This is a genomic window from Streptomyces sp. NPDC002643 (genome assembly GCF_053592555.1).
Window position 1 is genome coordinate 146,518 of record NZ_JBSFVY010000023.1, and the last position, 12,072, is coordinate 158,589.

Below are 12,072 nucleotides of genomic sequence, written 5' to 3' on the forward strand. Positions count from 1 at the left end.
GCCCCCACTCAGTGATCAGGAGACGTATGACCGTGCCAGAAGACAGTCACGCCCCCCGTCCCGCTGACCCGACCCTGCGCCGACGGGACTTCCTCGGCCGTGCCGCGGGCATCGCCGCGGGCGCCGTCGTCCTCGACACCGTCGCGGCGCAACCCTCGTCGGCGGCGCAACCGCTCGGCGGCAGACCGGTGCGGACCGCGTCCGGCCTCGTCACCGGTGTGCCCGGCGCGGTATCCGGTGTCACTGTCTTCAAGGGGATTCCGTACGCGGCCTCCACCGCCGGGAAGAACCGCTGGCGGCCGCCGCAGCCCGCGCCGACCTGGACGGGCGTCCGCAAGGCCGACACCTTCGGCGACGCACCCCCGCAGGCGTCCGGCACCCTCACCATGAGCGAGGACTGCCTCAACCTCAACATCTGGACCGGCGCCGGGAGAAGCGGGGAACGGCGCCCGGTGTACGTGTGGATCTACGGCGGCGGGTTCTCCGGGGGAACCGGCTCGGACCCGGCCTTCGACGGCTCGGTCCTGGCCGCCAAGGGCGTCGTCGTGGTGACCTTCAACTACCGCCTGGGCGCGCTGGGTTTCCTCGCCACACCCGAACTGAGCACGGAGTCCCGCCAGGGCGTCTCGGGCAACTACGGTCTGCTGGACCAGATCGCGGCCCTGAAGTGGGTGCGGCGCAACATCGCCGCGTTCGGCGGGGATCCGCACCGTGTCACGGTGGGCGGCCAGTCGGCCGGCGCCGGCTCCACGAACATGCTGTCCATGTCCCCGCTCGCCACCGGGCTCTTCCAACGCTCCCTCGCCGAGAGCCAGGTCCGCTGCCCGAGCGATCCCGAACTGCGCTACCTGGGCGTGTCGTTGAGGAGGATGGACACCGCACTTCAGCAGGGACCCGCCTACGGCGTGACGAAGGGCGCAACCACCCTCGCCGAGCTACGCGCCCTGCCCTGGCAGGACTTCACGGACGGCGCCTCACTCAAGGACGAGACGGTCGACACGAAGTCCGTCGCGAAACCGCCCCTCTTCCGGCCCGTCGTCGACGGCTGGCTGCTCCCGGCCGGCTACCGGGCGACCTACGAAGCGCGGGCCCAGAACGACGTCTGGTACCTGGCCGGCAACAACCTCGACGAGAGCGGGGCCGTACCCGAGACCGCCTTCGACTACTGGCGCGAGGCGGGCTACCCCAACCGCCCCGGCGCCCCGCCCGTCCACGTCACCCTCGACGACTACGTCACCGCCGCGCAGCGGAAGTTCGGCACGATGGCCGAAGAGTTTCTACGGCTCTACCCGGCGAGTACGGACGACGAGGCCGCCCTCGCCAGCAACGACGCGATCCGCGACAACTCCCGGGTCTCCACGTACCTGTGGGGTACCGAGTGGACCAAGGGCGCCGACCGGCCCGTCTACACGTACTTCTGGACGCACCGCCCGCCGGGCCCCGACCACGACATCCGGGGCGCCTACCACGGCTCCGAGATCGTCTACTTCTTCGGCAACCTCTACCCGAGCACCCAGGCGTGGACCGACCAGGACCGCGAGATCGCCGACACCCTGTCCTCCTACCTGGCCAACTACATCACCACCGGCAACCCGAACGGCCGCGGTCTGCCCCGGTGGCCCGCATACAGTCCCGCATCCCCGACCGTGATGGAGATCGGCGAACGTTACGGGCCGATACGGGTGGCGTCCCCCGAGAAACTCGACTTCTGGAAGCGGTACTTCGCGACCCAGGAAGCCTGGTAGGAGGAACTCCTCATGTCACTGACCAGACGTGCGGCGGCCCGCGCCATGGCCGTCGGCATCGGCGCCGCATCCAGCATCGTGTCAACCGGCCAAGCAGCGAGGGCATCGACCCGCGAGCGGGACGACGGAGACTCGGAGCGCACCTCGGGAGGCGGGAACCCGGCCGCCCTGGGCCCCGTCGTCAGGCACACCGGCAAGAGCCCCACCGGGTACGAAGTGACCTTCCGCTATTACGCGCCGGCCGCGACTCGTGTCCAGATCAAGGGCGAATGGTATTTCGAGCGCCCGTCCGAACTGCCGCAGCGCCTCACCGGACCCGACTACACGGTGCCGACGCAGGGACTGCTGCCGCCCCAGTGGCAGCCCGGCGACGTACCCGCCTCCCACCCCAACACCACGAGCCCCATCTGGCCCGTCACCGACATGGCCAAGGGCCGCGACGGCGTGTGGACCTGGACCACTCCCCTGCCGGGCGGCGTGTACACCTACGGATTCTTCGTGGACACCGACGCCACGGACGCGACGGAGACCGGGCAACTGCCCGACCCCGGCAATCCGGCCTGGAACGTGGTCAACGGAGTCGTCCACGGGACGGCCGTGGACAGAAGTCAGGTGTACGTCCCCTCCGACCCCGGATTCGGCGGGGTCGACGTCTCCTGGCAAGGACCCAGCACAGGCGCGCGCGGGAAGCTCGGCCACATCACGTACGACTCCCCCGGGCATGTGTCCCCTGCCGACAAGAACTACCTGGTGGTGTACACGCCGCCTGGTTACCACCCGAAGCGGCAGAAGCCCTGTCCGACCCTCTACCTCAGCCACGGCGGCGGCGAGAACGAGATGGGCTGGAACACCCAGGGCAACGTGGCCGACATCCTCGACAACCTGATCAACAGGGGCGAGATCCAGCCGATGGTCGTCGTCATGCCCAACGCGACGGGCTACGCGAACTCGCAGGACGGCCAGCTGCTCCACCGCACCGACCTCATCGAGCGGGTGATCCCCTGGGTCGAGGCGCACTACAACGTCTCGACGTCTGCAGCCGACAGGGCCTACTCCGGACTGTCGGCCGGTGGCATGCGCACGTCCTACCTGCTGCTGAACAACACGGAGCGGTTCGGCTACTACGGGATCATGAGCGCCGGCCTGCCACCGGGCACGGTCCTCGGCGACACGCAGATCGCAGCCATGCGGAAGGTCTCCGTCTACATCGGCTGCGGGTGGCAAGACCCCATCAACGCCGGGTATTCGACACTCCACCGGGGCCCCTTCCGCGCGGTGCGGGATCTCACCGCCGCCGGTATCCACGTACAGACCGCGTTCCTCGACGGCGGACACGAGTGGTACGTGTGGCGCGTCCTCCTCAAGGACTTCCTCACACGCGTGGCCTTCTTCCCACCGGCCACCGCCCCCGCCGCCTGGGGTGACTGACTTCGCCCTGTACTGGCGGTCGCATGTCGCAGCCGCGCCACCGCTGCCCGAACTCCAGGTCCGAGCAACCGACATCTTTGTCGATACGGGCCCGTCAGCCTTCGGGTGTTGATGCGGTTGGTGGCGGCGAGCGGGATGGAGGCTGCGCCCGCGCAGCGGGGCATCCGGACCTGCCTCTTCTGCGGTCAACGGCTCACACCACCTCGCTGGCTTCGACTGTTCTCCCTCATCGAGGCCGCATTCGAGGCGGTGCATGCCTACACCACCGAACCCCCGGGCAAGCCGGCGACCATCAGGGACGAGCTGATGGTCAATGTCCAGAACGTCGACGCCGACGACATCGAAGCTGTGCGTTCCGCCATCGCCGAGCCCAGGGAGCAGGCCACAGCCGACCTGGCCCACTACGCGCGTCGCCGCAACGCCTGCTGGACGGGCGCGCTGCTACGGCCGGCACGGTGATCACACGAAACTGCCCGCCAACTCCGGCACGACACCACGCGCCGATGCCCAGCCCGGAACCCAGCGCGTTCTGCCGCGCACGCCGCAACCAGGACACACAAGGAGAGGTGACACCACACCGCCCCGGCGCCCCCAATCCGTCACAGCTGGCCTCAAGGCCGAACGGAAGGCTGTTCGGCGACGGCGACACTGGCTGATGCGACCTCATGTCACCGCCGTAGAACTGAGTCCGCCGCGTCGGACCTCGGGCCACGATCCGGGCCATTCCCGGACCATCGGGCCACCACGCGCCTCAGTCGACGCAGTTTCTGCAGCTCAGCGGTACGGAAGGTGTGTACCACCAGCAGACGAAGAATCTGCTGGTGGTATAGATCGACTCAAGCCGCCTCCCAAAGGCCGGCATCCAGAATGCGGGCCGCCTTGGTGATGCTCCCAGGCATCAGATGCCGGTAGGTGCGATACGTCTCCTCGATGGACTTGTGGCCCATCCATTCCGCCACATCTGTGATCGGTATCCCGTGGCCGAGCGCGTTCGAGGCAAAGTAGTGCCGGAAGCCGTACATCCCGACACCGTCCTCCGCGGGAAGGTCCTTGGATAGCTTCTGCACTCGTCGGCGTTCCATCGGCTCCGTGTAGTACCCACTGGGACCACGCAGCAAGTAACCCTCCGTCGTGGTCCCATGCTTCTCCTCGTATCGCTCCATCGCTTCCCGTACCGAACGCGGCAGCGGAACCTCCCTGAACTCACCTGCGTTGCGGTGCTTCAGCTTCGCCGGCTTGTGCGTATTGGAGTGGATCTGTTCGTGCACCCGGTAGATGTCGTCCGCCACGACATTGTTGACGTTCACCGCCCTGGCCTCGCCGTTTCGCAGCCCACAACCCACCATCATGACGATCTCGAGCGCAAGATACTCATCGGCGACGGCCAGCGCCTTCTTCACGTAGGCGAGGGACGGGATGACCACCTTCTGCCGGACGTATTCCGGTTCTTGGATTCCCTTCACAGGGTCATCCGCCATGGCTCCCTTGCCATAGGCGTCTCTCAGGATCGCCTTCAGGGTGCGGAATATGTTCACCTGGTTTCCGCGACCAACCCCGTCGCTCTCCAGTTCGTCCAAAAAGCACTCGACCACGATCGGCGTGACAGAGTTCAGCTTCCGCGATCCGAGCCGGGGAACGATGTGCACATTGATCGAGCTGTCAACGTGCTCGCCGGTGGAATACTCAGTCATCTTGCGCTGCCGGGGCCGCCACTGCTTCGCGTATTCCTCGACCGTCTGCTGACCGAGTTCTCGGCGAGCCTCGGCAACGGATGGTGCCGTCCGCTTCTTCTCCGCGTAGAGCTGCGTAAGGCGTTCGATCGCGTCGTCCTGTGTGGTGTAGCCGCCCTCCTCGCGCTGCGTGCCCAGGGCGTCCCTGAACCGAATCGTGTACGGGTGCGGGCAACGGGTCGGCTTGGCACAGTCGCAGTCCTTGAAGAAGGACCCCATGCCGCGGGCGAGCTGTCGGGGCACGAATCAAACCTTCCGGGATGGAGCTAGGGGCGACCCTGGCCGGGTCACTCCCCGGCCCAGAGGTCAGCAACGCCAGGACGCAGCCACGTCCGATGCTGACTGTTTGCTGACCTCAGCCCGGCAATCATGCCTCTGACCTGCGGGAATGACCAAGCGTTAGATCTTGGACTTGAACATGGTACGGAACATCGGGACTCCCACAACTAGGCTCCCTGCCTGCGTTCTTGCAGGTCAAGGGCTGTTCTGTTGGTGTATCAGACGTCGGGAGGGGCACTCGGGGTCGTCCTCGCGCCCCGGGGTGCCTCTCTCGAACGGCCGTGATCAGCGTACGCAACGGCTCCCGAAGACTCTCGTGACGCTCGCCACACAGCAGGGCTCGGCCACATGCGTCGCCGCAACGCGCGGCCGGCCCTTCCCGGGCCAGGCCCGGTGCGTCAGTCGGGTGTGGGAGCCAGGGCGATCCGTACGGGCTCGTCGCGGTCGCAGTGCAGGTCGCCGTCGACGACCCGGGCGGTGGTGACCTGGAGTGAGGAACGGCGGGTGGCGGCGGTGTCCTCGTCCTCGGCCGGGCCATTGGTGCGGCCCGGGTGGGTGAAGTAGAAGATGTACGCCTTGTCCCCCTGCACCACCACGTCGGCGTGGAGGCCGATGGTGCCGTCGTCGGGGCGGCTGCCCGGCCGGTCGAGGATGAGTCCCCGGTGTTCCCAGGTGGTCAGGTCGTCGGAGCGGAGCACGCCCTGGCCGCGCCATTCGTCGACGAGCATCCAGTAGTGGCCGCCGAGTTCGAAGACGTTGGGGCCCTCGTGCGGGCGGCGGCCGACCGCCAGTCCGATCGGCCGCCAGTGGTACAGGTCGGGGCTGTCGGCGGCGTAGGTGTGGGAGCCCCGGGTTTCGTCCTTGAACCACATCCGCCAGCCTCCGCGCGGCAGCGGGTACACGCACGCGTCGATGACCCGGTCGGAGCCGAGGTCCAGTTCGCCGTGGTGGGTCCAGGACGACAGGTCGGGGCTGGTGTAGTGGCGGATACGGGCGGGGCCGGACCAGGAGTGCGGTACGCCGCGGAGGTAGCTGACGTACATGTGGTGGAGTCCGTCATGCCAGATGATCTCCGGTGCCCAGAAGGTGTTTCTGCCCGCCTCGGTGTCCAGGCCGGTGAGGGTTCCCCGGTAGGTCCAGGTGCGGCCGCCGTCAGCGGAGGCCGCCACGCCGAGGTCGGTGCCGTGCACCCACGCGACGCCGGGGCAGGGGGCGGTGGTGCGGCGGTTGGTGTAGACCAGCCACCATTCGCCCGCCTGCCGGTTGAAGACGGCGACCGGGTCGGCGGCGCCGTCGTACACCGGGTCACGGAAGAGCGGGGCGTTGGCCATGAGGTGCACGGAGGACTCCCTGGTGCGTGGATGAAGGCGGGCCCGCGACTCGCGGTGGGCTCAGCCGCCCGTCGACTCGCGGATCACCAGCGAGAAGTCTCCGACGGACTCCTCGTGCTCGGTCGCCGGGTCGGTCTGCTCGATGCGCCTGATCAGCAGGTCGACCGCGCGCTCGGCCATGCCGTCGTGGTCCGGGTCGACCGTGGAGAGCGAGGGGATGAAGAACCAGCAGATCCACGGCAGGGGGCTGTTCCGCACCTTGATCCATCTGCCGGCCGGTCGTCCCGCCGGTCGGTGCCGCCCTCACCTTCAAGCTGATCTTCGACCGTGACTCGGGATCGGCCAACGGCGTGCTGGACCTCTTCGGGGTCAACGGCATCGCCTGGCTCGCGGACCCCAACGCCCACTATGTGCTGATCATGCTGACCGTGTGGGGCTGCGGACACGTCATGATCATCTCGCTGGCGGGGCTCCAGGACGTCCCCCGGGAACTCCTCGACGCGGCACGGGTGGACGGGGCGAGCCAGTGGCAGTCCTTCACCCGGATCGTGCTGCCCCTCCTCTCCCCCGTGCTGTTCTTCCAGGTGGTCACCCAGCTCATCGCCACGCTGCAGACCTTCGTCCCGCTGCTCATCTCGCTCGACCCCAGCCCCAAGGGCGTGGGAGCCGTACCCGAGAGCAACTACCTGATCATGATCGACGTCTTCTCCCAGTACTTCGCGAACGGCCGCTACGGCTATGCCTCGGCCATGCTGTGGGTGCTCTTCGCGATCATCATGCTCGTCACCCTGCTCGTCTTCCGGCTGAGCAGGGGCGTGGTCTTCTACTCGGTCGACCCCGAGCAGGGCCAGTCCAAGTCCCGGACGATCGGGGGCAAGTGATGGTCATCGCCCGACGCAAAGTCGTCTACATGCTGCTGATCGCGGCCGTCGTGCTGTTCCTGAGCCCCTTCGGATGGCTGCTGATCACCGCGTTCAAGGCGCAGTCAGAACTGCGCGCCGTCCCCATCCACTGGTGGCCGCACGACCCGTCCTTCAGCAACTTCTCGCAGGCCCTGACCCTCTTCGACTATCTCGGCTACGCCCGCAACTCCCTGGTGATCGCCTCCCTCTACGCGGGCCTGATCACCCTGGCCTCGGCCTGGGCCGGCTACGGCTTCGCCCGCCTCGAAGCGCCCGGCAAGCGGCTCGTCTTCGGCCTCGTGCTGTCGACGATGATGACCCCGCAGATCATCACCCTCATCCCGACGTATCTGCTGTTCGCCAGGGCCGACCTCGTCAACACCTACATCCCGTGGGTGCTGTGGGGGCTGGCCGGCGCCCCGTATCTGATCTTCCTCTTCCGGCAGTTCTTCACCAACATGCCCAAGGAACTGGAGGAGGCCGCGATCATCGACGGCTGCGGCCAGGTCCGTATCTTCTGGCGGATCTTTCTGCCCCAGTCCTGGCCCGTCATCGCCACCAGCCTGATCCTCTCCTTCAGCTGGAGCTGGGGCGACTACATCGCGCCCGCCCTGCTCCTGGACGACGACCGCACCACGCTCTCCGTCAAGATCGCCACCGGCTATGTCAACGAACACGGCACCGGGCTCTACCACCTCGTCGCGGCGGGCTCGGTGATGTACATCGTGCCCGTGCTCGCGCTCTTCCTGATCCTCCAGCGCGGCTTCGTCACCAGCACCGCAACCTCGGGACTCAAATGACCAGAACCCTTCCCTCTCCGTCCCCGGCATCGCCTACGGCGCCGACTACAACCCCGAACAGTGGCCCGAGGAGGTCTGGGCCGAGGACATGCGCCTGATGCGCGAGGCCGACGTGAATATCGTCAGCGTCGGCATCTTCTCCTGGGCCCTGCTGGAACCGTCGCGGGGCGCGTACGACTTCTCCCTGCTGGACCGGGTCCTGGGTCTCCTCCACGACCACGGCATCGCCGCCGACCTGGCGACGCCGACCGCCGCACCCCCGGTCTGGTTCTTCCGCGAGCACCCGGAGGCGCTGCCGGTCGACAAGGACGGCCGGCGCATGTCGTACGGCAGCCGCCAGACGTTCTGCCCGTCGAGCCCCGCTACCGCGAGGCGGCCCTGCGCATCACGGAGGAACTGGCGCGGCGCTACCAGGACCACCCGGCGGTGGCGATGTGGCACGTCCACAACGAGTACGGCTGCCACAACAACGCCTGCTACTGCGACGAGAGCGCGGCGGCGTTCCGCCACTGGCTGCGGACGCGGTACGGCGACGACCTGGTAGCGCTCGACCACGCCTGGGGCACCGCCTTCTGGAGCCAGCGCTACTCCGACTGGGAGGAGATCCTGCCCCCGCGTGCGACCGGCGCGGGCCCGAACCCCACCCAGCTCCTCGACTGGCACCGCTTCTGCTCGGACGAGTCGCTGTCGCTGTACCGGGCGGAACGGGACGTGCTGCGCGCGGCGACCCCGTCGATCCCGGTCACCACCAACTTCATGGCGATCACCGACGCCCAGGACTACTGGCGCTGGGCGCCGGAGCTGGACGTGGTGTCGAACGACCACCACGCGATGTCCACCGACCCCGAGCCGGAGATCGAGATCGCCATGAGCAGCGATCTCGTACGGTCGCCGGCGGGCGGGCCCTGGTTCCTGATGACCTGCCGATGATCTCCTTCATGATCTCGGTGGTGCCGGCGAACAGGGTGGCGGCGCGGGTGTCGACGAAGTCCCTGGCGATCGGATACTCCGTCATATAGCCGTAGCCGCCGTGGAGTTGGAGGCAGCGTGAGACGAGTTGCTGCTGGCGTTCGGTGACCCACCACTTGGCCATCGCCGCCTCGGTGGCGGTCAGACGGCCGGCGGCCAGTTCGGCGACACAGCGGTCCGTGAAGGTCTGGGCGATCTCCGTCTCGGTCGCCAGTTCGGCCAGGGTGAAGCGGGTCGCCTGGAGTTCGGACAGCGGGCGTCCGAAGACGATCCGGTCCCGGGTGTGGGCGATGGTCTCGTCCAGGACGCGCCGCATGGTCGCGGCGGCGGTCACGGTGACGCTGACGCGCTCCTGCGACAGGTTCCGCTTCAGGTATGTCATGCCCTGCCCTTCCTCGCCGAGCAGGTTCGCGGCCGGTACGGGGACATCGGTGAAGGACAGTTCGGCGGTGTCCTGGGCGGACAGGCCGAGTTTGTCGAGCTTGCGGCCGCGCTCGAAGCCGGGCATGCCGTGCTCCACCACGAAGAGGCTGAGCCCCTCCTGTCCGTCGTCGGGGGTGACGGTGGTGCGGGCGACCACGATCACCAGGTCGGCGAGGATTCCGTTGCTGATGAAGGTCTTCGTGCCGTTCAGCACGTAGCCGTCCGCCGTCCGGTCGGCACGCGTACGTATCCCGCGCAGATCGCTGCCCGCCGCGGGCTCGGTCATGGCGATGGCCGCGACCAGGCTGCCGTCGGCGAGCCCCGGCAGCCAGCGGGACTTCTGCTCGGGGGTGGCGAGTTCGCGGAAGTAGGGGGCGATCAGGTCGATGAAGCCGTTGATGTTCATGACGACGGAGGTGGCGCCGGCTCGGCACAGCTCCTCGTTGAGGACCGCGTGGTAGCGGAAGTCGTCCACGCCGCTGCCGCCGTACTCCTCTTCGACTCCGAGCCCCAGCAGTCCGGCGGCGCCCGCGGCCCGGAAGAGCGTGCGATCGACCTGGCCCGCGGCCTCCCAGGAGGCGAGGTGCGGGGTGACCTCCCTGGCGACGAAGGCCCGGGCCATGACCCGGAAGTCCTCGTGGTCGGTGCCGTAGAGCTCGCGCTTCATACGCGGTTGCCTCCTCGATCGGATGTCGGGCGCTGTGACGCAGGGGCCGAGTATGTCGCATCTCGCTAGGCCGGAACAGACCCGACATAGAATCGTGGAGGGGTGCGCGGAGGGGGCTCGCGGAGGGGAGTGCGGTGTCCCGGAGGAAAAATGGGGGACGCGAAGGCCGCCAGGACGAGAGGCGAGGGATGAAGCCGCGTGTGGATCTGCCGCAGGACGACGCGAAGAACAGCACACAACTGCTGATCCTTGCCGTCCACGGGCGCTACTCACGGCTGCTGCGGGGCTGGTCCTCGGTGGCCGACCTGATCACGCTCCTGGAACGGCTGGGCGTACCGGCCCAGGCGACCCGATCGGCCGTGACCCGGATGACGCGCCGCGACCTGCTCGTACCGCAGCGGCGCGGCACGGTCCGCGGCTATGCCGCCACCGCCAAAGCTCAGCTGATCTTCGAGGAGGGCGACGAGGTCGTCTACGCCCCGCTGAAACCGGCCCGCCTGGAGGACGGCTGGGCCGTCGTCTCCTTCTCGGTCCCCGAAGCGGAGCGGGAGAAGCGGTACACCCTGCGCAAACGACTTATCTGGCTCGGCATGGGCCAGCTCGACAGCGGGCTGTGGATCGCTCCGGCGCGCGTCCTTCCCACGGCCGTGAAGTGGGTGCGCCGGCTCGGCCTGGAACGGTACGTCGACGCCTTCACCGCGCACCACGAGGGACTCGGCGACACCGCCGCGCTCGTCCGACGCGCCTGGAACCTCGAAGAACTCGCCGCCTCCTACGACAAGTACGTGCGCTCATGGTCCCCGGTGCTGACCTCCGTCAGGGAGTCCGCCGGCGTCGCCGAACCCGGCGACGCCTTCGCCCTCCACACCCTGGCCCTTGAGCAGTGGATGCGCTTCCCCTACCTGGACCCGGGCCTTCCGGCAGAGCTCCTCCCGAGCGGCTGGCCCGGCGAGAGCGCCCAGGAACTCGCCCACGAACTCCGGGAACTCTTCGAGCCCTTGGCCTTCGCGTACGTCGCCTCGGTGGTCGGAGACCCCTTCAAAGGCGTCTAGACCTGGCTGGTAGGCCTGGCTGGTGGGGCACTCGGTGCTCGTCCGCTGACGTCAGCCCCTGCCGAAGCCAGGTGTCAGAGCAGGGAGCGGATCGTGGACTCGAAGCCGGACACGTGTTCGGCGGCCAGGTGCGCGGCGTGCTCCCCGTCTCCGGCCAGCACGGCGCGCACGAGCGGACCGTGCTCGCCCACATGGCCGGCCAACCCCGGCAGACGGTCCAGGAACAGACACCAGATGCGCGTGGCCAGGTTGTCGTAGCGTACGAGCGTGTCACGGAGGTACGGGTTCGCCGTGGCGGTGTACAGCGCCCGGTGCAGCCGGAGGTCCAGCGCGATCAGCTCCCCGACCTCTCCCCCGGCCGCCGCGTCCAGTTCCGCCAGCAGTTCGGTCAGTACGGCCCGGTCCTGCGCGCTCGCCCTGCGCGCGGCGCAGTCGGCCGCCAGGGGCTCCAGTTGCAGGCGTACCTCGGTGAGGTGGCCCAGGTCGGTGATCTGCACTTCGGAGGCGAAGGTGCCGCGCCGGGGGAAGGCCACCACGAGCCGGTCGGCTTCCAGACGCTTGAGCGCTTCGCGTACCGGGGTGCGCCCCATGCCCAGGTCTGCCGCCACCTGCTCGTCGTTGATGGGTGTACCGGGCGCGATCCGCAGGGTCACCAAACGGTCGCACAGCACCTGATAGGCCCGTTCGGCCAGGGAGAGCCGCTCCTCCGCCACAGCGATCGGCATTGCGCGCACACCCCTCCGTGC

Annotated in this window: 11 protein-coding genes and 1 pseudogene; 7 read left to right on the plus strand and 5 right to left on the minus strand. The window is 68.3% G+C overall.

Translation table 11 applies throughout. The features are described from left to right. Positions 1-26 precede the first annotated feature (26 nt). From ACWD4G_RS30940 to ACWD4G_RS30950, 3 genes are all read left to right on the plus strand, one after another. Positions 27-1,745, plus strand: a complete 1,719-nt coding sequence (locus ACWD4G_RS30940) for a carboxylesterase/lipase family protein (protein WP_451299213.1) — start codon at positions 27-29, stop codon at positions 1,743-1,745. 12 nt (positions 1,746-1,757) lie between these two features. Continuing rightward, positions 1,758-3,173, plus strand: coding sequence for an alpha/beta hydrolase-fold protein (locus ACWD4G_RS30945; RefSeq protein WP_451299215.1), 1,416 nt, complete (start codon positions 1,758-1,760; stop codon positions 3,171-3,173). A gap of 111 nt (positions 3,174-3,284) precedes the next feature. Next, positions 3,285-3,632 carry a hypothetical protein gene (locus ACWD4G_RS30950; RefSeq protein ID WP_451299266.1) on the plus strand — a complete coding sequence of 116 codons (348 nt, stop codon included), beginning with the start codon at positions 3,285-3,287 and terminating at the stop codon, positions 3,630-3,632. A gap of 377 nt (positions 3,633-4,009) precedes the next feature. Here ACWD4G_RS30950 and ACWD4G_RS30955 read toward each other — a convergent pair whose 3' ends face one another. The 3 genes from ACWD4G_RS30955 to ACWD4G_RS30965 all read right to left on the minus strand — a co-directional run bounded on the left by ACWD4G_RS30955 (position 4,010) and on the right by ACWD4G_RS30965 (position 6,771). After that, on the minus strand, positions 4,010-5,122 hold the full coding sequence (locus ACWD4G_RS30955) for a tyrosine-type recombinase/integrase (RefSeq protein WP_451299268.1): 1,113 nt from the start codon (positions 5,120-5,122) through the stop codon (positions 4,010-4,012). 458 nt (positions 5,123-5,580) lie between these two features. Continuing rightward, complete coding sequence (locus ACWD4G_RS30960) at positions 5,581-6,513, minus strand: glycosyl hydrolase (RefSeq protein WP_451299270.1); 933 nt, start codon at positions 6,511-6,513, stop codon at positions 5,581-5,583. Between the two features lie 60 nt (positions 6,514-6,573). Beyond that, on the minus strand, positions 6,574-6,771 hold the full coding sequence (locus tag ACWD4G_RS30965) for a substrate-binding domain-containing protein (protein ID WP_451299217.1): 198 nt from the start codon (positions 6,769-6,771) through the stop codon (positions 6,574-6,576). 92 nt (positions 6,772-6,863) lie between these two features. On the opposite strand from ACWD4G_RS30965, the gene ACWD4G_RS30970 reads away from it, so the two are divergent. The 3 genes and pseudogenes from ACWD4G_RS30970 to ACWD4G_RS30980 all read left to right on the plus strand — a co-directional run. Continuing rightward, on the plus strand, positions 6,864-7,394 hold the full coding sequence (locus tag ACWD4G_RS30970; RefSeq protein WP_451299219.1) for a carbohydrate ABC transporter permease: 531 nt from the start codon (positions 6,864-6,866) through the stop codon (positions 7,392-7,394). Next, on the plus strand, positions 7,394-8,215 hold the full coding sequence (locus tag ACWD4G_RS30975) for a carbohydrate ABC transporter permease (RefSeq protein WP_451299221.1): 822 nt from the start codon (positions 7,394-7,396) through the stop codon (positions 8,213-8,215). The genes ACWD4G_RS30970 and ACWD4G_RS30975 overlap by 1 nt, the downstream gene beginning before the upstream one ends. A gap of 97 nt (positions 8,216-8,312) precedes the next feature. Then, a pseudogene (locus ACWD4G_RS30980) lies at positions 8,313-9,076 on the plus strand (beta-galactosidase); the annotation flags it as partial. On the opposite strand, the gene ACWD4G_RS30985 reads toward ACWD4G_RS30980, so the two are convergent. After that, positions 8,979-10,274 (minus strand): acyl-CoA dehydrogenase family protein, encoded by a 1,296-nt coding sequence (locus ACWD4G_RS30985; RefSeq protein WP_451299223.1) that lies wholly within the window; start codon positions 10,272-10,274, stop codon positions 8,979-8,981. The pseudogene ACWD4G_RS30980 and the gene ACWD4G_RS30985 sit on opposite strands and share 98 nt — an antisense overlap. 188 nt (positions 10,275-10,462) lie before the next feature. Between ACWD4G_RS30985 and ACWD4G_RS30990 the strand changes: the two genes are divergently transcribed. Continuing rightward, positions 10,463-11,326: a PaaX family transcriptional regulator gene (locus ACWD4G_RS30990; RefSeq protein ID WP_451299224.1), complete on the plus strand. Its 864-nt coding sequence runs from the start codon at positions 10,463-10,465 to the stop codon at positions 11,324-11,326. Positions 11,327-11,400: 74 nt separating this feature from the next. Here ACWD4G_RS30990 and ACWD4G_RS30995 read toward each other — a convergent pair whose 3' ends face one another. Then, complete coding sequence (locus tag ACWD4G_RS30995) at positions 11,401-12,051, minus strand: GntR family transcriptional regulator (protein ID WP_451299226.1); 651 nt, start codon at positions 12,049-12,051, stop codon at positions 11,401-11,403. Between the last annotated feature and the right edge of the window lie 21 nt (positions 12,052-12,072).